We start from the raw sequence: 25,029 nt of genomic DNA on the forward strand, positions 1-25,029 counted from the left end.
GACTGTAACTGATACTAGCGTCACTTGAGTGGTGCTCGAGTTCGCCCCAACACAAATTTCAGACATAAAAAAACCTCTGCTAAAACTAGCTGAGGTTATAAAAAGAGGTACCCGCAGGTGGACTGTAACTGATGCTAGCGCCACTTGAGTGGTGCTCGAGTTCGCCCCAACACAAATTTCAGACATAAAAAAACCTCTGCTAAAACTAGCAGAGGTTATAAAAAGTGGTACCAGCGGGCGGACTCGAACCGCCACTCCTTTCGGAAGGGGATTTTGAATCCCCCATGTCTACCAATTTCATCACGCTGGCGTCATTTTTCTTTAACCTTCTAAACACGAGAAGATAAAGAAAAACCACTTTAGAGCTAAGGATTATTTATGTGCCTTCGTCTCTATGCCAAGCATTATACAAACAATAGGGTTAGCGGCAAGCGTTTTATGACATTAGCATGATCAACCGCTTAACATTTAGCCACCTATTAACATTTATAAAAGTAATTATTAGGTTAAATAGTATCGCTAAACTATAGCGCTTAGTATTTGTAAGCTTTTTTGCTAAACTAGCGCGCATATTAATAGTGAGAGTATATTTATGTCGGGTGAGTTTCCACGTGCTGGTTTTTGGCGTCGCTTTGCTTCGTTAGTTTACGATACGTTAGCCATTATTGCGTTTGCTATGTTAACGGTTGTACTCTATTTGTTTGCCGTACAAGGGCTTATTTCTCTCGATGTTATTAGTTTAAATGGCGCTGAAGATGTATCGGCACTTATTCAAGAATCGTTATTATTTTCAAGTATTAGAAGTGCCCTACTTATTATTGTTACCTTAGTATTTTTTGGCTATTTTTGGACTAAAAGCGGTCAAACAATCGGTATGCGTGCATGGCGTTTAAAGGTGCAAACTCTTGAAGGTAACTTAATTAGCTGGCCGCAGGCTATTATTCGCAGTCTTTGTGCATTGCTTGGTTTGGGTAATTTACTGGTATTAGTTGATTTTAAAAACAATAAAGCACTGCAAGATTACCTCTCTAAAACAGAGGTCATAGCGCTTACCAAAGAAGAAAATAAACGCATTTACCGAGAGCTTGATTAGTACTAATTAAAGTAACTAAAAGCAAAAAGGGTGACCATTGGTCACCCTTTTTAATGCATAAATAAACAGCTATACCCGTTTATTCATTAAATACGTAGCAAAACTTATAAATATAACACTTGGCAGTACAGCACCGATAATAGCGGGTATTTGGTAAACCATAACCACAGGGCCAAATATTTCGTTAGTTAAGTGAAATATAATCCCAGTTACTACACCCATAATAATACGTGCGCCCATTGTTACCGTACGCAGCGGGCCAAATATAAACGACAGTGCCACTAACAACATAACCGCAACAGATACTGGCTGCATTATTTTTCGCCATAACGCTAACTCGTATGTACTAGTGTCTTGCTCGTTCTGCTTTAAGTAGCCAAGATATGACCAAAGGCCTGTGAACGAAAGCGACTCAGGTTTTACCGATACCACGCCTAGCTTTTCAGCTGTTAATTGCGATGGATAAAACTCTTCTTTTATTTGTTCACTGCTAATTTCATCATCTGTTATATGTACTTTATTTACATCACGTAATAACCAGCCTTCATCTCGGCTTACGGCCTCACGGGCTTTTGTGATTTGCGTTAAATCTAACGATTTATCAAAGTGATACATGTGCAAACCATTTAATTTTCCGTTTTGATCTACATCTTCAATATTAATAAAGTTGTTGCCATCTTTTGCCCAAACACCTTTTTGAGCATTAAATACATCGCCACCATGTATTGCTTGATTACGCATTTCTTTGGCATGCAGCTGCGCTTCTGGTGCGCCCCACTCGCCTAAAGCCATCATACATACCGCCATAAATACAGCGGTTTTCATTACTGAACCAATAATTTGCAAGCGCGACATTCCCGCTGCTTGCATAACAACTAGCTCACTATTTGAGGCAAGTGCGCCTAAGCCCGTTAAACCACCTATCAGTGCCGCCATAGGGAAAAATATAACTAAATCACCAGGTATAGAGTACAAAGTATAAAGCATCGCAGTCATTAAATCGTAGCTGCCGCGCCCTACCGATTTTAACTGGTCGATAAATTTAATTAAGGTGCTAATACCTACAAGTACCAGCAATGCAAAGCCGGTTGTTTGTAAAACACTACGACCTAAATACCAATCAAGCGTTTTCATCATACGCCTAACTCCCGCTTAGTAATAACAGCTTTAAGCCAAGCACCTAACGGGCGCCCTTTAATAATTAATAAACTGCCAATAAAGAGTGCACTTAAATGTATCCACCACAGGCCTATTGAAGGCGGAATTTTGCCATCTTCTACTGCAAATTTGGCGGCATTAAGTAAAATGAAATACCCTAAGTACAAGCTAATTGCAGGCACTAATTTTGCAAATTTACCTTGGCGAGGATTAACCACACTTAATGGCACAGCCAGTAAAGTAAGCAAAGGAATAGAAAGTGGTATAGCTATACGCCATTGCCACTGAGCAATAGACTCAGAGGTATTTAAAGCAAGTAGCTGATTAGTAGGTACGGCTTCTAATTTACGACGCTGGTGCTCTATTTCTTGTTCACGAATTTGCACACTGTACCCGTCAAATTCGGTTAAATTAAGTGCCGGTGTTTTACCGTCGGTTTCGTAGCGTTTACCATCAGTAAGAACAAGTTGTTGCTCACCACTGATTGACTCCACAACGACACCTTGCTCGGCGTATACTAAGCGAGCTAGGTTGTCTTTTTCGCTATCAGGCAGTTGTGCTACAAACACTTTGTTTAGCTCTTTGCCGCCCTTTTCAATATTATGAATAAACACCACGGCTTTTTCATTGCCGGTTTCTTGAAACCGCCCCGCTCTGAGCGCTGATAATCCGGCATCAGCTTTAGCTTGTTCTTTTAATTGATACTCTTGCTCGCTTGCCCAAGGGGCAATATACATAGTTAATGCAGCCGCCAATATAGCCAAACCAACGCTTGAAATTAGGGTTACTCGTACAACGTACCATTCACTTACGCCACAGGCTTTAAGAACGGTCATTTCGCTATCGGCGTAAATTCGGCTGTAGGCTAAAATAATGCCTAAAAATATACTCAGAGGTAAAATAAGCGAAGCTAGTTGCGGAAGCTTTAGCGCAATCATCGATAAAACTAACTTAGCAGGAATACTTCCTTCAGACGCATCGCCTAAAATGCCAACAAACTTTTGCGACAAAAAAATAGTCATCAAAGTTAAAAATACGGCGACCTGCGATTTTAAAACCTCAGCGGTCAAATAACGGAAAATAAGCAATGCTCGCCCCTGTTAAACATGGAATTTCACTACAATAGTGAGTGTTGAATAGTTAAATAGCTATTTTACCCAGTTAAAATTGGTAAATAGGCTATTATTATAAGCTATCAAAATTAATTATCCTACCTAAGTGCACGATATAATGTTGCATTAGTAGCCCTTAAGCATATAAAGTTCAATTACACAGTAAGAGTCTAGTAAAGTCAGCTAAAATTAAAACTATCTCTACATAAGTTACGTAATTTAGACTAGAAAATAATTTTTTAGCCCCAATTTATAACTTAAATGACTCAAAATCAGGAGTGACAATGGAATTTAACGTAAAAAGTGGTAGCCCAGAAAAACAACGCAGTGCATGTATTGTAGTTGGCGTTTACGAGCCACGTAGGTTATCCCCCATTGGTGAACAACTCGATAAAATCAGTGATGGTTATATCTCAAATTTACTTCGCCGTGGCGACCTAGAAGGTAAGCCGGGGCAAGTTTTATTATTGCATCATGTACCTAATGTATTAAGCGAGCGCGTATTGCTTGTTGGTTGTGGTAAAGAGCGTGAGCTTGATGATAAGCAATATAAGCAAATTATTTCTAAAACAATTAATACCTTAAACGAAACAGGTTCTATGGAAGCTGTGTGCTTTTTAACAGAGCAACACGTTAAAGGTCGCGATACCTACTGGAAAGTACGCCAAGCGGTAGAAACAACACAAGATTGTTTATATACGTTTAACCAGCTGAAAAGTAAAAAAGTAGACCCGCGTCGTCCACTTCGTAAAATGGTATTTAACGTACCTACTCGTCGCGAACTCACTATTGGCGAAAGCGCTATTGAGCACGGTTTAGCTATTGCAGCAGGTAGCAAGCTATGTAAAGACGTAGCGAACATGCCGCCTAACATTTGTAACCCTGCGTATTTAGGTGAACAAGCTCAAGAGCTAGCTACCAATTTTGATAACATCACTGTTGACATTATTGGCGAAGAAAAAATGGCTGAGCTCGGTATGAACTCATACTTAGCTGTTGGCCGTGGTAGTGATAACGAATCTATTATGTCGATTATTAACTACAAAGGCGCAAGCGATGACCAAGCGCCAATTGTACTTGTAGGTAAAGGTTTAACGTTTGACTCAGGCGGTATTTCTATTAAACCTGGCGAGGCCATGGATGAAATGAAATACGACATGGGTGGTGCAGCAGGTGTTATTGGCGCAATGCGCGCACTGGCACAAATGCAGTTACCTATTAACGTAATTGGTGTTTTAGCCGGCTGTGAAAACATGCCTAGTTCTAATGCATATCGCCCAGGTGATATTTTAACAACTATGTCGGGCCAAACTGTTGAAGTACTTAATACCGATGCTGAAGGGCGCTTAGTATTATGTGATGCACTTACTTACGTTGAACGCTTTGACCCAGATACAGTGATTGACGTAGCCACACTAACGGGTGCGTGTATTGTGGCATTAGGTGCTCATGCTACAGGGTTACTTTCAAATCATAACCCGCTAGCGCATGACTTATTAAAAGCCTCTGAGCAAAGTGGCGACCGTGCATGGCAGTTACCACTGTGGGATGACTATCAAGATCAACTAGATAGCCCATTTGCCGACTTTACAAACTTAGGCGGGCGCTCTGCAGGTACAATTACCGCAGCGTGTTTTTTGTCTAAGTTTACTAAAAAGTACAACTGGGCACATTTAGATGTAGCCGGTACTGCATGGCGCAGTGGCGCTAAAAAAGGCGCAACTGGCCGCCCTGTTCCTATGCTTACTCAGTATTTATTAAATAGAGCCGGTGTAAGTGAAGCCGCTCAAGATTAAACATACCGTTTAAAATAGCTCTTTATAAGGCGCCATTTGGCGCCTTATTTATTTGTGTATTAATTGAAGCAAACTCGGTTATATGGCAAAATCTGCCTCTTAATTTAAGTGTATCAACTTGGTATACATTCAATGTCATGGGAAACCCCGATACAATGAACATGAACGCTAAATTTTTCGTTCTAAAGCAACAAGATGAGTCTAAAGCCAAGGCTGATGATCATTTTGCTTTGGCTGCACAAGTTGCGGCCGATCAGTATCGAAATGGGCAGCGTGTATTTATTTGTGTAAACGATAACGAAACGGCCTGTGCCATTGATGAAATAATTTGGGCATTCGACCCAGATAGTTTTGTGCCACATAATTTACAAGGTGAAGGCCCAAAAGGCGGCGCACCTGTAGAAATTGGCATTACGCCACCTGTTGGCAACCGTAAAGTTTTAATTAACTTGGCTACCCAGTTACCGGATTATATTCGTCGATTTAACCAAGTTTTTGATTTTGTCCCCGTAGAACCTGCTGCTAAACAAGCAGCCCGCGAGCGTTTTAAAAAGCTACGCCAACTCGGTGCCAATCTCACCACGCAAGATATAAATAGCTAGCCAATCAGGCAAACTAACCAACTAATTTAAGTACTTATTTAAGGTTCTGTGTAATGGATAAAACCTACAATCCGCAAGATATTGAACAGTCTCTATATCAAGACTGGGAACAAAAAGGCTACTTTAAGCCATCTGGCCAAGGCGTACCGTATTCAATTATGATCCCGCCGCCAAATGTTACTGGTAGCTTGCACATGGGCCACGCCTTCCAAGATACAATAATGGATACCCTAACGCGTTTTAAACGTATGCAAGGTAACAACACATTATGGCAAGTAGGTACTGACCACGCGGGTATTGCAACGCAAATGTTGGTTGAGCGTAAACTACACGCTGAAGAAGGTAAAACACGTCACGATTTAGGCCGCGAAGATTTTATTAATAAAATTTGGGAATGGAAAAACGAATCTGGCGGTACAATTACTAAGCAGCTTCGACGTCTTGGCGCATCGGTTGATTGGGACCGTGAACGTTTTACTATGGACGATGGCCTATCTGAAGCCGTTAAAGAAGTCTTTGTACGTCTTCACAAAGAAAACCTAATTTACCGCGGTAAGCGCCTAGTAAACTGGGATCCAAAATTACACACGGCTATTTCAGACCTTGAAGTTGAAAGCAAAGACAAACAAGGCCACATGTGGAACTTACGTTACCCACTAGCCGATGGCATTAAAACACAAGACGGCAAAGACTACATTGTCGTAGCCACAACACGTCCAGAAACCATGCTAGGTGACTCAGGTGTTGCGGTTAATCCAGATGACGAGCGCTACACAGATTTAATTGGTAAAGAGATTTTATTACCTATCGTAAATCGTCGTATCACCATTGTTGCAGATGAACACGCTGATAAAGACAAAGGCACAGGTTGTGTAAAAATCACCCCAGCTCACGACTTTAACGATAACGAAGTGGGCAAGCGTCATCAAATGCCGATGATCAACATTTTCGATAAAGACGCCGCTATCCTTACTCAAGGTGAAACATACACCTTTGACGGTAAAGAGCTTGAGTTTGACGCGCCAATTCCAGGGCGCTTGCACGGGCTTGATCGCTTTGCTGCACGTAAAGCGATTATCGCAGAATTTGAAGAACTTGGTTTACTTGAAAAAATCGAAGACCATGCGTTAACGGTACCTTACGGTGACCGCTCTGGCGTGGTAATCGAGCCGCTACTTACCGACCAATGGTATGTACGTGTTGCACCACTTGCTGAACCTGCAAAAGACGCAGTTAAAAATGGCGACATTCAATTTGTACCTAAGCAATACGAAAACATGTACTTCTCGTGGATGAACGACGTACAAGATTGGTGTATTTCACGCCAGCTTTGGTGGGGTCACCGTATCCCTGCTTGGTACGACAGCGAAGGCAACGTATTTGTTGGTCGCGATGAAGCAGAAGTACGCCGTGAAAATAATATAGCTGATGATGTTGCGCTAAGCCAAGACGAAGACGTACTTGATACCTGGTTCTCATCTGCACTTTGGACTTTCTCAACGCAAGGCTGGCCTGAAAACACCGATGATTTAAAAACCTTCCACCCATCTGACGTGTTGGTAACAGGTTTTGATATTATCTTTTTCTGGGTTGCGCGCATGATCATGATGACGCTGCACTTTATAAAAGATGAAAATGGCAAACCACAAGTTCCATTTAAAACCGTGTATGTAACGGGCTTAATACGTGACGACAACGGCGATAAAATGTCTAAGTCAAAAGGTAACGTACTTGACCCACTAGATATGATTGACGGCATTGAGCTTGAAGACTTAGTACAAAAGCGTACTGGTAACATGATGCAGCCAAAACTTGCTGCAAAAATCGAAAAAGATACCCGTAAAGTATTTGCAAATGGTATTGAAGCTCACGGTACCGATGCACTTCGCTTTACCCTTGCTGCGATGGCATCTACCGGTCGTGATATTAACTGGGACATGAACCGCCTTGAAGGTTACCGTAACTTCTGTAATAAACTATGGAACGCGAGCCGTTACGTATTAATGAATACAGAAGAGCAAGACTGTGGTTTTGCAAACGATGCACAAAAGGAGTTCTCGTTAGCTGATCGTTGGATTTTAGGCCAATATGAAGCAACAGTTAAAACCTACACTGAGCACCTTGATAACTACCGCTTTGATTTAGCCGCTAATACACTTTACGAATTCACCTGGAACCAGTTCTGTGATTGGTACTTAGAGCTCACTAAACCCGTATTATTTAAAGGCAGTGAAGCACAACAGCGCGGTACACGTAATACACTAATTACCGTGCTTGAAAGCTTACTACGCTTAATGCACCCAATGATGCCATACATCACTGAAACGATTTGGCAACGTGTAGCGCCACTTGCAGGCCTTGAAACTAAAGGCACTAGCATTATGGTACAAGGCTTCCCTGTTTATAATGAAGCAAGCGTTGATGCACAAGCGATGGACGATTTAGAGTGGGTTAAACAATTCATTTTAGCTATTCGTAATATTCGTGGTGAAATGGATATTAGCCCAAGTAAACCGCTTAGCGTATTACTTGCCAACGCATCAAGCGATGATGTACGCCGCATTGAGCAGAACAAATCATTCTTAGCATCACTTGCTAAACTTGAAGAGTTTACAATGCTTGAAAACAAAGACGGGGCACCAGCGTGTGCAACCTCTTATGTTGGCAACCTTGAAATTATGATCCCTATGGCGGGCTTAATTGATGTTGAAGCCGAGCTTGCACGTATTAACAAGCAACTCGAAAAAGCAGAAAAAGGCCTAGCACAAGTGCAAAACAAACTAGCTAACGAAAAGTTTGTAAACAATGCACCTGAAGCCGTACTTGCAAAAGAAAACGCTAAATTAGCTGAATTCACCGATGCTAAAACTAAGCTACTTGAGCAAAAAACTAAAATAGAAAGCTTATAAGCTTTCATAAGAATGCCTATTAACATCATTTAATAGGCATTAAAAAAGCCGCTCACTTTCATAAGTGAGCGGCTTTTTTGTACCTTGCATTTAACTACAAAGCACTTCTATATTAGAACTTGTAGTTGTACTGAGCGCCAAGTAATACCGCATGGCCTTTAGACTCGAAGCCCCATTGGCTGCCTGAGTCATCTGCTTCAGTAAAGGTTTGAGTTTTACCACGAATAATACTCACGCCTAAATCTACATTTGATTGCTTATCGATTGTATAATTACCACCAAACGAGAACCAAAAACGATCTGTATCTGGGATAGAGATCGAAAGGTGTGTTTGCGATACTGGAGACTCATCAAATGCTACACCAGCTCGAAGTAATAAGTCTTCGTTTAGTTGGTAATCAGTACCTACAGAGTATCGGAAAGAATCATCAAACTGCTCTTGCTTTTCAAACGCAACAAACTTATCACCAGTTGGTAGTGTCACTTGTGCTTCTAGTGACTCAAAACTGCTCCAACCTGTCCATAATACACTGTAATGTAAGCCTAACTTGTCATCTAGCTGATGTGAGCCAGAAAACTCAGCAATAGCTGGTAGTGTTAGATCAACAGCACCTGGAAGCTTAGCACCACCAGTACCGCCTACTGGTAATTCGTTTGAGAAATCACCATCAAATGTGATGTCTGTTTCGCTGCGATAGTTAAAACCAAAACGGCTGTTATCATCTAGCTGGTACATTAAACCAACGTTTAAACCAAAACCAGTATCATCACCTTGAAGATTTACTGCATCAGCACCAAAATCAATACCGCTTGCATTAGCACCCACTTTACGAATAACAGTTGCATCAGCATAAATGGCGTTTAAACCAATACCAAAGCTGAATTGCTCAGTTACTTTATAAGCAACGCTTGCATTAAGGTTAACAGTAAAGATTTCTGTTTCGCCAGCAATTTGGCCAGCAACGTATTCATCGTTAAACTCTGTAGATAAACCAAAGTTAGAAAATGCACCAAAACCAATCGATACTTTATCGTTGTAAGGCATAGTAAAGTAAATAGCAGGTACTACAGCACTTGGTGCAATGCTGTCGTCATCTAATGCACTTGGGTCAATACCGTTATTAGTACTTTCGCCTTCAATACTTACATCTGGAATTACGCCAATAGCAGCAACACTTAGCTGCTTGTCTTTAAATAAAGTCATTAGTGCTGGGTTACGTGCAACTACAGACGCATCGTCTGCGATAGATGCTTCACCAGCATATGCACGGCCTAAACCCGATGCATTTTGCTCTGATAATTGAAACGCGGCTGCAAAAGTATCAGCCGAAACAAATGCAAGCGAGGCTGCAATAAGCGTTTTAGAAAATTTCATTGTTGAGTCCTTAACCAAACCTACTGTTTGGGTAGCTATGTGTGTTGTTATTAGGATTTGAAACTTTGCTACACTACCTTAATTTTTTGTAAAAAACCCTATGAATGCGTCAAAAAACAGCAAAAAACATGTTATTTAACGACATTTTAACAACTATTTAAAACTCATCGGATGAGAAATGTGCTATTAGAGCTAAAGCTCTAATAGTAATTAATTATCATTTAGATTGACTTGAAATATAGAGCAAATTACACTCTTTATAAAATCACTAAGGAAGTAATGCTGTGATCATTTCACTTATTATTGCAGGGCTAATATTTTGTGGTGCGAGTGTATTTTGCTTTTACAAAGCAAATTATTGCGCATGCACACAAGCTGGGCAATGTGATAACCCGGTAAATCATTATTGGCTAGGAGCAATGTTAAATGCGTTGGTTTCTTTGGCTCTGTGTTGCATTGCGCTTCATGTAGAGCTGGGCACTTTAATATGGTTAACATTAATGGGAAGTTGCTTTTTAGGGGCGTTTATTTCGGCTAAGCAAAGTAAAAAAAGGCAATGTAGTAAAACTAATTCAGCAAATGCTCTTTTAACAAGCGAGACAAATTAATTTGATAGTCGAGTGGCTTTACACTTGCTAGTATTTTTATGTCGTGGGTGTGCTCACTTAAATCAATGTTTTTTGGCGTTATATGATGGCTATGCTTAGCATTATAAAATAGCTTAATTTTAGGCTTTATAGGATTAAGCTTATTACCTTCAAGTACTAGCGCTAAACGATCGTTAGTCAGCTTAACTATTGTCCCTACGGGGTGCACTCCTAAGCACTTAATAAAGTGCTGTACCAGCTCGGCATCAAACATTTGTTTATTAGCTAACAAGTAACGTAGCGCATTAATCGGCTCATCACCATCTTGATGCGGTCTATCGGCAGTCATTGCATCGTATACATCTACAATTGCCATAATACGTGCTGGTCGGCTTATTTTATCACCTTGTATAGCGCGCGGATAACCAGAGCCATCTAAACGTTCATGGTGATTTACTATCATATCGAGCATAAGCGGCGTAATGCCTTTTTCACCTTTAACTAGACCAAGACCCTGTGCAACATGCTTTTTTATAGCAACAAGCTCGTTATTGGTTACTTTACTTGGTTTTGAAAAAATACCTTGTGGGAGCTTTGCTTGGCCTAAATCATGAAGTAATGCGCCCATAGCCAACTCTTGTACTAAAGGCTCTTTGTAACCAAGGTACTTAGCAAATACTGCAGTAAAAATGGCGCAGTTGATCATGTGTCGCCAGTTATAACTGTGTTTGTCTTTAATGCGGGTAAGAATAGTAATAGCGTTTGCATTACGAAATACCGAGCTCACTATTTCACAGGCTATTTCATCAAGCACTTTTACATTTAAACTAAGCCCTGATGTTAAATCGCCATAAAGCGATTGCAGCTTACGCCCTTGCTGATCGTAATTAACACTCGCTTTTGCAAATTCTTGTTCGAGTGTTATTGCTATAGGTTTTTTTTCAGCTTTTTGTTGGCTATTAAAGGTTTTAGGTCTATTTTGCGGCTTGTATTTAGCGGGAATAGCCGCATCGCCTTTAGTAAAATCAATAAGAAGCTCTAACACCCCCTCAGCGACTAAACGCTGAATAATTGATTTATCTCGCACTAAACCACTGGTCTTAATTTTAATGCTATTAATGCCTTCGTGCTGTTTAGTTACGCTATCGACGTACATACCAGGGGTAAGCTCAGATATAGGCAAAGTAATTAGCATAAAGGCAGGATTTTTTACAGTTTGAGAATATGTACCTTAAATAGCATTAATTAAGCTTAAAAGTCTAGTTTTTGAGTTGCATGCAGTAATAAATAACTACAAAGGATTACTTATGGAAGGTTTTATAAAGTAAGAAGATAAAAACATATATTGCACAAAAGCTTTAATCAAATGGCGCTCTCGGTAGGGATCGAACCTACAACTCAGCCTCCGGAGGGCCACGTGATATCCATTTCACCACGAGAGCACATTTGTGCCGCCACACCAACTCGCGATATCAGTGCTTTAGCATCAGCAATAATAAAGAGATCTTTAAATAAATACCAGTAACATCAGCTTATATGCTTATTAATTAAGCTGTTTTAAATAAAACACTTCACAATGACTTAAAAACACGCTATTTATTCATATTCGGTAAAAAGCAGTAACGCTTTAGCAACATTATTACTATGGTTATTGTGATACGAATTGATTTAATACGAGGGAAATAATTATGAGTTTAATGTCTACAGAGCAAACAGCTGAATTTTTAGGTGTGAAAGTTGAGCGTGTAAAACGTCTTGCTCGCGAGAGTTTACTAATAGCTAAATCAGAAGATGAAAACGGCGAGCCACAATTTGATTCAGCAGAAGTTGCAAAATATAAAGAATTAGCTGAGCGCTTTGGTGGCCTGTAATCGCATTATAAAGTCTTTAAAAGTTTAATTAGTTGCGCGCGTAACCCTACAGATTTTGTATTTATGTCGCGCTGCTCATACCAACCAATACATAACACTAAAAATAACACGCTGTAATAATCAAGTTTCTTTGTCGAGTGATAAAACTCACCTTCTTTTTTTAAGTAGGTTTTATAACTGTTTAATAACGCTTCTCTACTTTGCTCGTTTAAATTAAAGCTAACTGCCAGTGCAGCTAAATCAAAGTAAATATCGTTGGTTTGAGCATATTCAAAATCAATTAAGTACATACCCGAAGTATTCACAATAATATTGTCTTTTACTAAATCATTATGACAAAACCCTTCACTGTAAGGCATTTTGGCAATGCTTTTTAAAGCATGTTCTATTTGTAATTGGTGATGTTTATATATATCGCTTTGCTGATAGTAAAGCAACTCTTGAGCTATGTTCATGGGCGGCGTTTTTACAGGGTAAGCATGCACTTTAGCAAGTTTGCTAATGAGGTTTTGCTGGGTATTATTTTGAGCAATGTCGCCTTCTATATAATTAAAAGCCGCGTAGTTATTTTTTTTATCTGTCCATATCGGTTTTGGGCAAATAAATTGCTTACTTAGTTCTTGCTGCGCCTGTAAGCCGATTGCTGGCCACTGCGTTTTATAACATTTTAATAAATAGGCGCTTTGCTGAGTGCGTATTAAAAAATTATCGTTACTAAAGCCATTAAGCAATCGTTCGGTTGAAACAATGCTTAAAGGCTCCATAAACGCACTACACACTTTTACTAACTGAGTATACTCAATCATTAACTAAAGCTGTGCCAGTGGCTTAGCTTGGCTCTGCTCGTATTCTTCGTACCAGGTTTTAAAGCCCCAAGCAGCCATAATAGTATAAAAAACAAAGAGCGCTAGCGTTGGATAATAGCCTTTTTCGTAATATAGATACATTGAGGCTGCATCTATGACTATCCAATATAACCAATTTTCGAGTACCTTTTTAGCAACTAAGTAAGTGGTCACTACGGCAAAGCAAGTAGTAAAGCTATCTAGGTAGGCAAAATCAGCGTGGGTATAATTTTGCATTACGTAGCCAATAACAATAGCCGTAGCGCTTGTAGTGGCTATAAGTTTAGCGTGACGGTCAATCGACCACGATGTGATACTTAAGCTATTTTTTTTACCTTTACGCCACACAGCCCAACCAAATACAGCCATATACATGTAATAAAAATTAAGCAAGGACTCCATAAGTAGCGCGCCATTCCAGTACATTATGGTATAAATAAGTGTACTTAGAAAAGCGGCAGGCCAGCACCATAAGCTCTCTTTTATTGCGAGCAATAAATAAGCAATAGACAACACTACCGCAATATATTCCCAATGCGACATTGCTGTAAAACCACTTAAGGTTTGCGTTAAAAAGTCCATGTGTGCGGTTACCGTTTTTAATACAAATTAAATAGGAGCGATTACTCTGGAGATAAATCGCCAGATAAAAACTTACATACAAAAATTGCCTTACCAAACTCTTCGTACGAGCGTTTAATTTCGGTATTAAGCACTTGCATAACTAAATCGTAATCACCAAAAATTTGTGTAGAAAGCGTATTAGTGATTACTTTTAAATTGTCGTATTCATTTAAGCGGTCAATAAAGCCTTTAATAAACGGGATGTAATCTTGATGAAGCGGGTATTTACTGATCTCTACTGATAATTTCATTTTAAACTCTACTTTTAATTATTTGATTTCAACAAATCATTCAATGCCGGTTCAATACAGTGTAAAATTACACTAACACTCAATTTAGCTGAGCTTATTATGGCACGCAGAATAACCTATACATTTAAAAACCAACCGCGCGAAATTAACTTCGCAAAAGACAAATACCACGATATGTATCAAGCTATTGCGGCTGCCGAAGGTATCGATTTAACAAACTACTTAAATATGGTGCGCCAAATAGAAATGACCTCTAAAGGGTCATCGGCAGTACGTAATTTTCGCGACCAAGAATTTGCCCGTATGGGCTTTAGCGATATTTACTTTATAAAAGAGTAATTATACCAACTGGTATACGCTAAAAACTAACTATGGCTGATACTCATAACTTACGCGCGGTGTGATATTACACAATAACTCGTAAGGGATAGTATCGGCACATTGTGCTATTTCTTCAACAGGAAGCTCTGGCCCCCACATTGTAACGCTGTCGCCTACTTTTACATTGTGCTCATTTAAGCCAATATCAATACTGATCATATCCATAGAAACACTACCCACTATACCGTAGCGTTGTCCTGCGATCATTACTGGGGTGCCTTCTTTTGCGTGGCGCGGATAACCATCACCATAACCCATTGCCACAACAGCAAGCTTGGTTGGCTTGTCACTTTGCCAGCGTCCACCATACCCAACAGCCTCGTGCGCAGCTACATTACGTACTGCAATCACTTTAGTTGTTAAATGCATAACGGGTTTGAGCTGATGCTGCTGCCCCACTTTGTTAGCCATTGGCGATACACCATAAAGCATAAGCCCAGGGCGCACCCAATCACCATGCCCTGTTGGCCAAGCAATAATTCCCGCCGAATTTGATAAGCAATGCGCTTGGTCAATACCATTTACTAAGTTATCAAATAACGTAATTTGTTGAACCGTTTTTGTATTATCAACATCATCAGCACACGAAAAATGAGTCATTAAATTAATGGTGTTTTTTGCATTCGCTGTTTTTTGCAAGCGATTATAAAATTCTTCAAACTGCTCAGGTGCAATACCTAGTCGGTGCATACCGGTATTTACTTTTAGCCAGCATGTTATTGGCGCATCAAGCTTGGCATTTTCTAGTGCCGCTAATTGGTTAGCATCATGAATAATGGTTTGAAAATTATTCGCGAGTAAAATAGGCAAATCAGCTTTATTAAAAAAGCCCTCTAGTAGCACTATTGGCTTGGTTAACCCGCCTGCACGAAGCGCTAAGGCTTCATCAATACGGGCAACAGCAAAGGCATCAGCGCCATTTAAATGCTGGGCAATGGTTACTAAACCATGCCCATATGCATTGGCTTTTAATACCGCCATAATTTTACTATTAGGCGCAAAACGCTTCACTTGTGCTAGGTTGTGCGCAAGTGCCGTTAAATTTATTTCAGCTGTGGCTAGTCGCATTAATATTCGTCATCTACTGCTGGCCCCGCGTAATTATCAAAGCGAGAAAATTGACCTTGGAATGTTAAGCGTACTTTACCAATTGGACCGTTACGCTGTTTACCTATGATGATTTCGGCGATGCCTTTTTCAGTGCTGTCTTCGTTGTACACTTCATCACGGTATATAAACATGATTAAATCGGCATCTTGCTCTATTGAACCTGATTCACGTAAATCTGAGTTAATTGGGCGTTTATCAGCACGTTGCTCAAGCGTACGGTTTAGCTGCGAAAGCGCAACAACCGGGCATTTAAGCTCTTTTGCAAGAGACTTAAGAGAGCGCGAAATTTCTGCAATTTCAAGTGTTCGGTTATCCGATAAGCTAGGTACACGCATTAACTGCAAGTAATCGACCATGATCATACTAATACCACCATGATCACGCGCTATACGCCTTGCGCGTGAGCGTACATCGGTAGGTGTAAGCCCCGATGCATCATCAACGTACATTTTGCCTTTTTCCATCAACAAACCCATGGTTGATGAAAGTCGCGCCCAATCGTCGTCATCTAGCTGGCCGGTACGTACCTTAGTTTGGTTAATACGACCAAGTGATGCCAACATCCTCATCATAATTTGTTCAGAGGGCATCTCTAATGAGTAAATAAGCACAGGCTTGTCTTGAGTCATAGCCGCGTGCTCTGCAAGGTTCATCGCAAAGGTGGTTTTACCCATCGACGGACGTGCTGCAACAATAATTAAATCAGAAGGTTGTAAGCCTGTGGTCATTTTATCAAGGTCGGCATAACCCGTACTTACGCCGGTAACACCATCTTGTGGTGATTGATAAAGCTCTTCTATTTTATCAACGGTTTTTTCGAGTATGTTGTGTATGCTTTGCGGACCTTCAGTGCTTTTTGAGCGCTGCTCGGCAATTTTAAATACCTTACTCTCGGCAAAATCTAATAAGTCATGGCTGGTGCGCCCTTCGGTATTAAAGCCTGCTTCGGCTATTTCGTTTGCAACACCAATCATTTCACGAACAACGGCTCGCTCGCGCACTATGTTTGCGTAAGCATCGATATTAGCAGCACTTGGGGTGTTTTTAGCTATTTCAGCTAAGTAAGCAAAACCACCAATACCAGCAAGTTGATTATTTTTTTCTAGGCTTTCAGAAATTGTAATTAAATCTATCGGATCGCCAATTTCAGCAAGCGCCGTCATCGCCTCAAAAATTAACTTGTGCGTGCGGGTATAAAAGTCCTGCGATACAACAAGCTCAGCTACGCGGTCAAAAGCTTGATTATCAAGCATTAAGCCACCTAAAACAGATTGTTCAGCTTCTATTGAATGGGGAGGAACTTTAAGGGTATCGACTTGCTTATCTGGTTTGGCCATAACTTCACAGTACTAAAATTGAATGGGCTCTATTCTATCGACTTGGCGGGGCTGTGCAAATAGCAAAGCAGGAAATCTTTTCCTGCTTTTTGTAATCATACACGCTAAATACGCTATTTAGTGCGAAGCGCTATGCGCCCACTTATCGTATCCATTTCAACGTTTGCATTGCCGCCATTTGCGCTAAACTCTAAATCACTCGCAGGACCATATTTGGCTTTGCTTACTTTATCGCGGGTTACTTTATTAATAATTTTACCATTAGCATGAGCTTTAATTTCAAATTTAGCCGATACACTTTGCGGGAAGTAAAACTCACCATCGCCACTAACCGACTCAAAACGTACATCGCCACCTTTTAGCAGCTCTTTAATATGTACTTCGGCTTCGCCATTTACGGTATTTATACGCAAGTTTTTAATACTCGATAATGTAAAATCGATATCGCCGTTAACGTTTTCTAATCGTACATCACTTGCTGTTGAGTTTGATTTAATATCGCCATTTACGGCACTAAAACGCAGCTCGCCACTTGATTGCCTATCGTTAATTTCACCGTTTACGGTTTCAAATTGAATATTACCGTTTAAATTCTCTGCGTTTACATCACCATTTACCGTAGTGAGCTTAATATTGCCAGTAATATCATCAACGGTAATTTCACCATTAACTACATCTACTTCAGCACCGTTTTTAAGGGTTTTAGCAACCACAGATACATTAACACCAGCAAACTCTAAACTACTGCTTTTTGGCATAAATACAGTTAAGTTAGAGCCATCACCATTGTTTCCCCAACCCAAATTGCTTGGCATTTTTACTATAAACTCGGTTTTTTCGCCCATTGTTTTTAGCTCAAAGCCTTGTGCTTTATCATCAAGCTCACCAGATACTTTAAACTCATTTTTATCCCAACCAGTTATCTGTACGTCGCCGCGTTGGTTTTCAATAAAAATAGTACCACCGCTTGGTACTTCTATTTGCTTATCTATTTTGTCACCCGCTAAAACGCTTAGTGGTAATAGGCTTAATCCGAGTAAAATTGCTTTCATGTTATTCCCCTATATTTGCTGCCAACGCGGTGCATGCACCTTGTTTATTAAATCGAGTTGTTGCTGGTAAACTTGCGCCAGCATAGTTAGTAACGCTTGGTTTTGTGGCTCGTTTTCAAGCACTTGTTTAATTGCCTGCTCTGCTTCTTCAAGCTCTTGTAACTGTGCTTGCCAGTTATTGGTAAGTGCATCCTGGTTTTTGTACTGCACTAATAAACTTTGCTTTTGCGCTTTAAAGTAATCGCTCATAGCAACCACTTGGCTTGCCTCGTTATTGTTTATAAACATATTTACAGCAAGCAATGCGGCAACACTGCAAGCAGCAATAGCTGTTAACTTTGGCCATAACGGTGCTTTATTAACTCTCGGTTTTGCCGTTACTATGGCATGCTCTATACCCGCCCAAAGCGCTTTTTTGGGCGCTATGTCTTTATTTAAATTGTTTAAAGACTCGTTTAAGTAGTCATCAAAGTTTTGTTTACTCATACTCGTACCACTCTTGTAATAACTGCCTTGCACGATGATATTGCGATTTACTAGACCCTACAGCCATACCTAATTGCATTGCTATTTCTTCATGGCGATAGCCTTCAATGGCGTATAAAACAAACACCATACGGGCACGCTCTGGTAAGCGAACAATTAATTTATCTAACCCGTTTAAGCCTTTACAGCTTTGTGCGCTTTGCTCATCCATACCGCTTTGTTCAATACTTATTACTTTATTAAGCCAGCTTTTATGTTTGCGTACATAACTAATCGCCACGTTACTTGCCAAACTGTGTAACCAAGTAGAAAACTGAGAGCGCCCATCAAACTGTGCTATTTTGTTCCATACATGCACAAACACCTCTTGGGAGGCGTCTTCAGCGTGCGCTTCGTCGGCCAGTAAGCGCAAACATAAACCGTAAACACGTTTTATGTGCAGCTCATATAACGCTTTGTATGCGCCTTGGTCACCCGATTTAACTCGCTCAATTAATGCAGCTTCGCACATGGGCGCGTTTTCGGGTTTAACGTGTAACATCCGTGATATCGCCTTTTAATTATTTTTATGCTTTTAGTTTATTGATTAGTAAGACGCAAAGACAGACGAAAAAGGTTTAAAAAATAATAAAAATTTTTATTTGGTGAGATTTAGGAGGGTGTTAGAGGAATTTTAGACACAAAAAAGCCGCGCTAAAAGCACGGCTTTTTGGGCTTAATTAAAAATTAAGCTTCAGCAATAACGATTACTTTAATAGTAGCTGTTACGTCTGAGTGTACTGCGATTGCAACGTCAAATTCGCCAGTCTCACGGATAGTACCTAGAGGTAAACGAACTTCTGATTTAGCAACTTCAACACCAACAGCTGAGATAGCGTCAGCGATGTCACGAGTACCGATTGAACCGAATAACTTACCTTCGTCACCAGCTTTAGATACTAAAGTAACTTCTGCTAATGCTTCTAGTTTGTCAGCGCGTGCTTGTGCAGCAACTAACTGTTCAGCGATTTTCGCTTCAAGTTCTGCGCGACGTGCGTCAAAAGTTTCAATGTTAGCTTTAGTCGCAGGAACTGCCTTACCTTGCGGGAAAAGGAAGTTACGTGCGAAACCAGATTTAACTACAACCTGTTCACCTAGGCTACCTAGGTTAGCGATCTTATCTAGTAGAATAACTTGCATGTTTCTACACCTTTTAAAAACTGTTAATCCGCTGCTTACTTATGTAAGTCAGTGTATGGAAGAAGGGCTAAGTAGCGAGCACGCTTAATAGCAGTTGCTAGCTGGCGCTGGTATTTAGCGCTAGTACCTGTAATACGGCTAGGTACGATTTTGCCACTTTCTGTAACATAGTTTCTAAGAGTAGCTAGATCTTTGTAATCGATTTGTTGTACGCCTTCCGCTTTAAAGCGGCAGAACTTACGACGTCTGAAATAACGTGCCATGAGATTAATTCCTCAAATAATTCTTTCTATATGCTGAGCATGCAAAACCAATTGGCTAAGGCCGTTACGACCTTCGTGGCGATTTAAAAAACCACTCACTTGCAATGCCTGCCCAACGTGCAAATGTTGAGTCTGTTGTTGCATTTGCTTACCACTGGCAACAACCTGAAGCCTAACGTAACTATTACGGTTAAGATCTGCTTCGGTTTGCATCGATTTATGTTCTACAACAAAAATACAATGCGGTATGCCTGCAGGGCTTTGGCTAAACTTGGGTGTTTTACAAACAACCCCCGATATAACCAGCTGATTCATATATGGGCTAACCATTATACTAACTGCTGACTACGTGCCATGCTAGGACTCAAAACAATTAAGCAGCTGGTGCTTCTTTCTTCTCTTCTCTTGCAAGAGGAGACGCTTCAGTTACTGCATTTTTAGTACGCATAACTAAGTTACGAAGCACTGCATCGTTGTAGCGGAAAGTAGTTTCTAGCTCGCTGATTACTTCAGTAGGTGCTTCAACGTTCATAAGAACATAATGAGCTTTATGAAGCTTGTTGATTGGGTAAGCCAGTTGACGACGGCCCCAGTCTTCAAGACGGTGAATAGTACCACCAGCTTCAGTGATAGAACCAGTATAACGTTCGATCATACCAGATACTTGCTCACTCTGATCAGGGTGAACCATGAATACGATTTCGTAATGACGCATGGATATTCCTTACGGTTAATAGAGCCTTCTACCGTTTCGGCCGGTCGGTTTAAGGCAAGGAATTAATAGTTTAAAAGCCGAAATGAGCGCGCATTTTACGCTTAGATGGATAATTAAGCAAGCAGGTTTTTTAAGCTTTAATAGATAAGTGTTAAAGCTATCAGCTATCAGCTATCAGCTATCAGCTATCAGCTATCAGCTATCAGCTATCAGCTATCAGCTATCAGAGTGATATTAATATGCGTCCGCTTTATATCAACAAGCAGAATTACAATAAGTGCTTTGGGTTTGTGTGTAGACACAAAGCTTGCTTGCATAAAAAGCGCAGCTTTAAATTACTTAAGCTCTACATTTGCCCCTAAAATATAAACATTTACTCAAACATAAAGTCGTGCAATTATTAAGCAACACATTACTAAATAAGGATATTTATGAAGCTCTTACTATCGCTAGTATTAGTACTTACAGTTAGTACATCTTTTTCGAGCTATGCAAACACCTCTACAACCGACATACCCGTTGGTAAAAAAGTTATTCTACAATCAAAAATACTTAACGAAGACAGGCCTATCAGAATTTTTATACCTGACACTGTAAAAGACGATCAGCCGCTTTATGTTATTTATTTACTTGATGGTGTTGAGCACTTTCATACAGCCTCTGGTGTAGTTAAATCCCTTGTTGATTACGAGCAAATACCTAATGCAATGCTTGTTGGTGTTGATACAACCTACCGCGTTCGTGATTACTTACCTAAAGTACAAGGTGAGCCAAAAACTGAATTTCAAACCTTTGTTAAAAATAAATGGCCTGACGCTGGGCAAACCGATAATTTTTTAAAGTTTGTGTCTGACGAACTCATGCCCTATATAAATAGTAATTACTCAACTAACGGCTACAGCACCTTAATTGGTCATTCTAATGCTGGTACATTGGCGCTTTATACTTTAGTTAATCAACCGGAATTATTTAACAACTACATAGCTATTAGCCCAAATAGTTGGTGGAGTGACGAAGAGTTAAAAAATAATATTATTAAATACACTAAAAACCCTAAAGGCGCTCAATCGTTATTTATTAGTGTAGCAAGTGAAGGGTCACGCTTTTATACGGGTGTATTAAATACGTTAGTAAATTTAGAACAACAAATGCCTACGCAGCTAAAATGGGAGTATAAACATTACCCTACTTTTTCTCATATGGGCACCATACTACCAGCACTTAGCGATAGCCTAATTAATCTATTTGGCGACCTAATATTTAAAGTGACTGACGAGCACGGAAGATTTGCTGATGTATCGCTTATTACCGGTTACTACCAAGCACTGAGTGATAAGTACGGATTTGAGCTTAAAATTCCACAAGATGTGTACGTAGAATTTGCCCATAGCCAGCAAAAATTTGGCAATACTAAAAAAGCGATAACTACGCTTAAACACTTCACTCGCGATTATCCTGATGCTGCTTACTCCCACATGCGATTATCGCAAGGCTACACGGCTGACAAACAATTTAAGGAGGCTGTTACTAGTATGAAACACGCACTAGAACTTGCTAAACAAAACTCGCGAGATCCAATGTTAGTTGATGCGCTCAAAGATATGGTCAATGAAGCACAAAATAATTTGTAGCTGATTTAACACAAAGCGCTTTTTAACTAACGATAATAATTACGCGCTACGCTCGTCGTGTCAGCAAGTTGCACGCCTACAGGTAAAATTAAGCTCAGTGGTAAACTTTACACGTAGACACCAAGCTTGCTCGCGTGAAAAGCGCAGCTTTTAATCTATTTAAAGCCGCTTAAAAACAAAAAACCGATGTTTAAACTAAACATCGGTTTTTCTCTGACTGAAAGCTGACAGCTAAAAACTGACTACTTTACTTTCTCATTGAGTTTCGCTTCGCTCTTCCCAACCTACGTTATTTGCCTATCGCTTCTTTGGCGAACAGGTGTTTTATTGGACCTAGGTTATCAACGAGTGACAGCCCGACTCCACGTATTAGCTTTTTAACTGGGTTTGCACCTTCAAATAACTCTTTGAGCCCTTGCATCAGAGCTATGTGTTTTTGCGCGTCGAGCTTGCGGGTGCGCTCGTAATCACGAAGTGTGCGCGTGCTGGCAAATTCTTTACTATCCCTTGTTAAAAGCTCAATTAAATACGCGGCGTCTTTTAGGCCTAGGTTCATACCCAGACCTGCCAAAGGGTGAATGGTGTGCGCTGCATCACCCATTAATACCACTTTGCCACTTACCCATTGCTGGGCGTAGCGCATTTTAAGTGGAAATGCTGCGCGTTTACTTAGCACTTCACACAGCCCGCATTGGCCATCTATCGCAGCCATTACGGCTTTATTAAAGCTGCTGTCGTCCATTGCTAACAATTCATCACAATGGTTGGGGCTGGTAGACCATACAATAGAGTGGGTGTTGTCATCGCTTAAGGGTAAAAATGCCAGTGGCCCTGTTGGTAAAAACACTTGGCGCGCGGTGTATGCATGTGGCTCATGGGTTTTAACCGTAGCAACTAGCGCGTGGTGGTCGTAATCTTTAAAGCTGAGCGCCATATTAAATTGTTTACGAATAGCCGAATTTGCGCCATCGGCCGCCACCAGCAGCTTAGCAATAATTGGCTCGCCGCTTTTAAGAGTTATAAATACGTCGGACTCACTTTGGTGTATTTGCTGATACTCAGTATCAAACATGAGTGTGGCACTTGGTTGTTGCTCTAGCTCTTTTATAAGTGCAAAACGAATAATATCGTTCTCTACTATATGGCCTAAGTGTTCAAGCTCAAGTTGCTCGTTATTAAAGGCTATTTTACCAAAGCTGTCGGCGTCGCGTACGTCCATATGCGTATAGGCACACGCTCGCTCTGCCATTATGTGTGGCCACACGTTTAATTGTTCAAACAAGGTTTGGCTTGCTATGCTCAGCGCACTGACGCGCAAGGCGTATTCATCAGTTCGGGGCGCTTGTTTTGGCCCGGCATCTAACACCACAACACTTACATTGGCTTTTGCCAGCCCTAAAGCGAGAGTTAAGCCTACGCAGCCACCACCCACTATACAAACCTGTGCTTGCTTCATAAACGCCTACCTTGTTTAACTTGCCCCATTAGCTGCTTTGCCAAGGGTGCTTTTAATGCGGGAAATAAATCCATTGAGAAAAGCCCAATGCTGCGCCCAAGCGCCAATACCCGTGACGAGTTTGAAAAAAGCCTAACCAGTGCATCGGTTAATGTCATTACAGTATTTATATCACTAATGCGCTTTTGTGAATACTCACGGGTAAACGCATAACAGCCTAACTCGTTTTTACTTGTTGCTATTAAATCACTAAGTACCTGTACATCACGCAGGCCTAAATTAAAGCCCTGCCCTGCAATAGGGTGAATAGCATGTGCGGCGTTACCAATTACTACTGTACGATGCGCCGTTAATGATTCTGCTTGCCCATAAACCAGCGGGTAGCTTGTGCGTGTGCCAACTTTTGTAAATTGCCCTGCTCGGTAACCAAATGCACTTTGTAGCGTATTTAAAAAGTCGCTTTCATTTAAAACGGTATGCTGCTCAACTTGCTGTTGCTTCATACACCACACTAATGAGTAACGGTTATTGCTCATTGGTAAAAGCGCCATAGGCCCGTGCTCAGTAAAACGCTCATAAGCATGATTGTTATGCCCGCCTGCTACTTCAATATTTGCAATTATAGCGCCTTGCTCATAGGGCTGAGTGTTAAAGCGTAAACCGAGTAATTTTCGGGTTGGAGATTGTGCACCATCGGCAATAACAAGTAGCTTAGTATTTAATTGCTCGCCGCTTTGTAAAGTAAGCTCGTTACTGTTTAGGCTTTGCTTAATGGTGTGTACGCTGTCGGGGCAATAAAGTGAAATGCTCGCCTGTGTTAATCGCTGATAGAGTGCTCGGCCAAACGGGTTTACCTCAACTACATAACCTAATGAGGGCTTAGCAAATTCGTCGCAATTAATATGTGCTTTACCAAAGTGACCACGATCCGACACGCTTACTTTTTTTATTGCTGCTGTAAACGGTGCATTTTTATCAAACAAATTTAAGCGCTGTAAATACTCAACAGATTGCTGAGCAAGGGCTATGCTTCTGTCATCAAAGCTTGGGTGGTAATCGCCCGTTACTTGGTTTGCTTCTACTACCGCAATAGTGAGTGAAGGATTTGTTTTAGCAATACTTAGCGCGCAGCTTGCACCAGCAAGCCCGCCACCAATAACTACAACATCAAACTGCTTAGCCACTTTACTCTCCAA

26 protein-coding genes and 2 tRNA genes are annotated in these 25,029 nt (G+C 40.6%); 8 read left to right on the plus strand and 20 right to left on the minus strand.

The annotated features are described in order from the left end of the window. Positions 1-225 precede the first annotated feature (225 nt). Positions 226-310 (minus strand) — tRNA-Leu (locus tag ALFOR1_RS13305). Positions 311-592: 282 nt separating this feature from the next. Between ALFOR1_RS13305 and ALFOR1_RS13310 the strand changes: the two genes are divergently transcribed. Continuing rightward, positions 593-1,093 carry an RDD family protein gene (locus ALFOR1_RS13310; RefSeq protein WP_058548058.1) on the plus strand — a complete coding sequence of 167 codons (501 nt, stop codon included), beginning with the start codon at positions 593-595 and terminating at the stop codon, positions 1,091-1,093. 69 nt (positions 1,094-1,162) lie between these two features. Here ALFOR1_RS13310 and lptG read toward each other — a convergent pair whose 3' ends face one another. Together lptG and lptF are read right to left on the minus strand one after the other, a co-directional pair. Continuing rightward, positions 1,163-2,230, minus strand: coding sequence for an LPS export ABC transporter permease LptG (gene lptG / locus ALFOR1_RS13315; RefSeq protein ID WP_058548059.1), 1,068 nt, complete (start codon positions 2,228-2,230; stop codon positions 1,163-1,165). Continuing rightward, a complete protein-coding gene (lptF, locus tag ALFOR1_RS13320; protein ID WP_058548060.1) occupies positions 2,227-3,339 on the minus strand; it encodes an LPS export ABC transporter permease LptF in 1,113 nt (370 codons plus the stop codon). The genes lptG and lptF overlap by 4 nt, the downstream gene beginning before the upstream one ends. A gap of 308 nt (positions 3,340-3,647) precedes the next feature. Between lptF and pepA the strand changes: the two genes are divergently transcribed. From pepA to ALFOR1_RS13335, 3 genes are all read left to right on the plus strand, one after another. Continuing rightward, on the plus strand, positions 3,648-5,159 hold the full coding sequence (pepA, locus tag ALFOR1_RS13325; protein WP_058548061.1) for a leucyl aminopeptidase: 1,512 nt from the start codon (positions 3,648-3,650) through the stop codon (positions 5,157-5,159). Between the two features lie 155 nt (positions 5,160-5,314). Continuing rightward, on the plus strand, positions 5,315-5,761 hold the full coding sequence (locus tag ALFOR1_RS13330; protein ID WP_104643670.1) for a DNA polymerase III subunit chi: 447 nt from the start codon (positions 5,315-5,317) through the stop codon (positions 5,759-5,761). Positions 5,762-5,814: 53 nt separating this feature from the next. Then, positions 5,815-8,670 (plus strand): valine--tRNA ligase, encoded by a 2,856-nt coding sequence (locus ALFOR1_RS13335; protein WP_104643246.1) that lies wholly within the window; start codon positions 5,815-5,817, stop codon positions 8,668-8,670. A 112-nt stretch (positions 8,671-8,782) separates the two neighbouring features. Here the strand turns inward: ALFOR1_RS13335 and ALFOR1_RS13340 are convergent, their stop codons facing one another. Further along, on the minus strand, positions 8,783-10,045 hold the full coding sequence (locus tag ALFOR1_RS13340) for an outer membrane protein transport protein (protein WP_104643247.1): 1,263 nt from the start codon (positions 10,043-10,045) through the stop codon (positions 8,783-8,785). 284 nt (positions 10,046-10,329) lie between these two features. Here ALFOR1_RS13340 and ALFOR1_RS20530 point away from each other — a divergent pair, with 284 nt between their 5' ends. After that, entirely contained in the window at positions 10,330-10,653 is a 324-nt protein-coding gene (locus ALFOR1_RS20530) for a hypothetical protein (RefSeq protein WP_058548064.1), read from the plus strand. Here ALFOR1_RS20530 and ALFOR1_RS13345 read toward each other — a convergent pair. After that, a complete protein-coding gene (locus ALFOR1_RS13345; RefSeq protein ID WP_104643248.1) occupies positions 10,613-11,827 on the minus strand; it encodes an HD-GYP domain-containing protein in 1,215 nt (404 codons plus the stop codon). The genes ALFOR1_RS20530 and ALFOR1_RS13345 overlap by 41 nt on opposite strands. A 172-nt stretch (positions 11,828-11,999) precedes the next feature. Then, positions 12,000-12,074, minus strand: a tRNA-Arg gene (locus ALFOR1_RS13350). 246 nt (positions 12,075-12,320) lie between these two features. On the opposite strand from ALFOR1_RS13350, the gene ALFOR1_RS13355 reads away from it, so the two are divergent. Continuing rightward, positions 12,321-12,503, plus strand: coding sequence for a hypothetical protein (locus ALFOR1_RS13355; RefSeq protein ID WP_058548066.1), 183 nt, complete (start codon positions 12,321-12,323; stop codon positions 12,501-12,503). A gap of 5 nt (positions 12,504-12,508) precedes the next feature. Here the strand turns inward: ALFOR1_RS13355 and ALFOR1_RS13360 are convergent, their stop codons facing one another. From ALFOR1_RS13360 to ALFOR1_RS13370, 3 genes are read right to left on the minus strand one after another with little or no spacing between them, the layout of a single operon-like run. Continuing rightward, positions 12,509-13,309, minus strand: coding sequence for a phosphotransferase (locus ALFOR1_RS13360; RefSeq protein ID WP_104643249.1), 801 nt, complete (start codon positions 13,307-13,309; stop codon positions 12,509-12,511). 3 nt (positions 13,310-13,312) lie between these two features. Continuing rightward, positions 13,313-13,930, minus strand: coding sequence for a nicotinamide riboside transporter PnuC (gene pnuC, locus ALFOR1_RS13365; RefSeq protein WP_058548068.1), 618 nt, complete (start codon positions 13,928-13,930; stop codon positions 13,313-13,315). 41 nt (positions 13,931-13,971) lie between these two features. Beyond that, positions 13,972-14,223: a hypothetical protein gene (locus ALFOR1_RS13370; protein ID WP_004588464.1), complete on the minus strand. Its 252-nt coding sequence runs from the start codon at positions 14,221-14,223 to the stop codon at positions 13,972-13,974. A 99-nt stretch (positions 14,224-14,322) separates the two neighbouring features. Between ALFOR1_RS13370 and ALFOR1_RS13375 the strand changes: the two genes are divergently transcribed. Beyond that, positions 14,323-14,562, plus strand: coding sequence for a DUF2960 domain-containing protein (locus ALFOR1_RS13375; RefSeq protein ID WP_004588463.1), 240 nt, complete (start codon positions 14,323-14,325; stop codon positions 14,560-14,562). A gap of 30 nt (positions 14,563-14,592) precedes the next feature. Here ALFOR1_RS13375 and alr read toward each other — a convergent pair whose 3' ends face one another. The 9 genes from alr to rpsF all read right to left on the minus strand — a co-directional run bounded on the left by alr (position 14,593) and on the right by rpsF (position 20,746). Then, positions 14,593-15,672, minus strand: a complete 1,080-nt coding sequence (gene alr / locus ALFOR1_RS13380; protein WP_104643250.1) for an alanine racemase — start codon at positions 15,670-15,672, stop codon at positions 14,593-14,595. Then, positions 15,672-17,051, minus strand: a complete 1,380-nt coding sequence (dnaB, locus tag ALFOR1_RS13385) for a replicative DNA helicase (RefSeq protein ID WP_058548071.1) — start codon at positions 17,049-17,051, stop codon at positions 15,672-15,674. The genes alr and dnaB overlap by 1 nt, the downstream gene beginning before the upstream one ends. Positions 17,052-17,164: 113 nt before the next feature. Then, positions 17,165-18,103 (minus strand): DUF4097 family beta strand repeat-containing protein, encoded by a 939-nt coding sequence (locus ALFOR1_RS13390; protein WP_104643251.1) that lies wholly within the window; start codon positions 18,101-18,103, stop codon positions 17,165-17,167. Between the two features lie 9 nt (positions 18,104-18,112). Beyond that, positions 18,113-18,589, minus strand: coding sequence for a hypothetical protein (locus ALFOR1_RS13395; protein WP_104643252.1), 477 nt, complete (start codon positions 18,587-18,589; stop codon positions 18,113-18,115). After that, positions 18,582-19,130, minus strand: coding sequence for an RNA polymerase sigma factor (locus ALFOR1_RS13400; RefSeq protein ID WP_104643253.1), 549 nt, complete (start codon positions 19,128-19,130; stop codon positions 18,582-18,584). The genes ALFOR1_RS13395 and ALFOR1_RS13400 overlap by 8 nt, the downstream gene beginning before the upstream one ends. A 185-nt stretch (positions 19,131-19,315) precedes the next feature. After that, complete coding sequence (gene rplI, locus ALFOR1_RS13405; RefSeq protein ID WP_058548074.1) at positions 19,316-19,768, minus strand: 50S ribosomal protein L9; 453 nt, start codon at positions 19,766-19,768, stop codon at positions 19,316-19,318. A gap of 35 nt (positions 19,769-19,803) precedes the next feature. Then, a complete protein-coding gene (gene rpsR / locus ALFOR1_RS13410; RefSeq protein WP_002962753.1) occupies positions 19,804-20,031 on the minus strand; it encodes a 30S ribosomal protein S18 in 228 nt (75 codons plus the stop codon). Positions 20,032-20,043: 12 nt separating this feature from the next. Next, a complete protein-coding gene (gene priB, locus ALFOR1_RS13415) occupies positions 20,044-20,361 on the minus strand; it encodes a primosomal replication protein N (protein ID WP_004588456.1) in 318 nt (105 codons plus the stop codon). A 43-nt stretch (positions 20,362-20,404) separates the two neighbouring features. After that, positions 20,405-20,746 (minus strand): 30S ribosomal protein S6, encoded by a 342-nt coding sequence (gene rpsF / locus ALFOR1_RS13420; protein ID WP_004588455.1) that lies wholly within the window; start codon positions 20,744-20,746, stop codon positions 20,405-20,407. A gap of 431 nt (positions 20,747-21,177) precedes the next feature. Here rpsF and ALFOR1_RS13425 point away from each other — a divergent pair, with 431 nt between their 5' ends. After that, on the plus strand, positions 21,178-22,377 hold the full coding sequence (locus tag ALFOR1_RS13425; protein WP_058548076.1) for an alpha/beta hydrolase-fold protein: 1,200 nt from the start codon (positions 21,178-21,180) through the stop codon (positions 22,375-22,377). Positions 22,378-22,666: 289 nt separating this feature from the next. On the opposite strand, the gene ALFOR1_RS13430 is transcribed toward ALFOR1_RS13425, so the two are convergent. Together ALFOR1_RS13430 and ubiH are read right to left on the minus strand one after the other, a co-directional pair. Beyond that, a complete protein-coding gene (locus ALFOR1_RS13430) occupies positions 22,667-23,833 on the minus strand; it encodes an FAD-dependent oxidoreductase (RefSeq protein ID WP_104643254.1) in 1,167 nt (388 codons plus the stop codon). Continuing rightward, complete coding sequence (gene ubiH, locus ALFOR1_RS13435) at positions 23,830-25,017, minus strand: 2-octaprenyl-6-methoxyphenyl hydroxylase (protein ID WP_104643671.1); 1,188 nt, start codon at positions 25,015-25,017, stop codon at positions 23,830-23,832. Before ubiH ends, ALFOR1_RS13430 begins: the two co-directional genes overlap by 4 nt. Positions 25,018-25,029 lie beyond the last annotated feature (12 nt).

This window comes from Pseudoalteromonas carrageenovora IAM 12662 (assembly GCF_900239935.1).
Classification (GTDB): Bacteria; Pseudomonadota; Gammaproteobacteria; order Enterobacterales; family Alteromonadaceae; genus Pseudoalteromonas; species Pseudoalteromonas carrageenovora.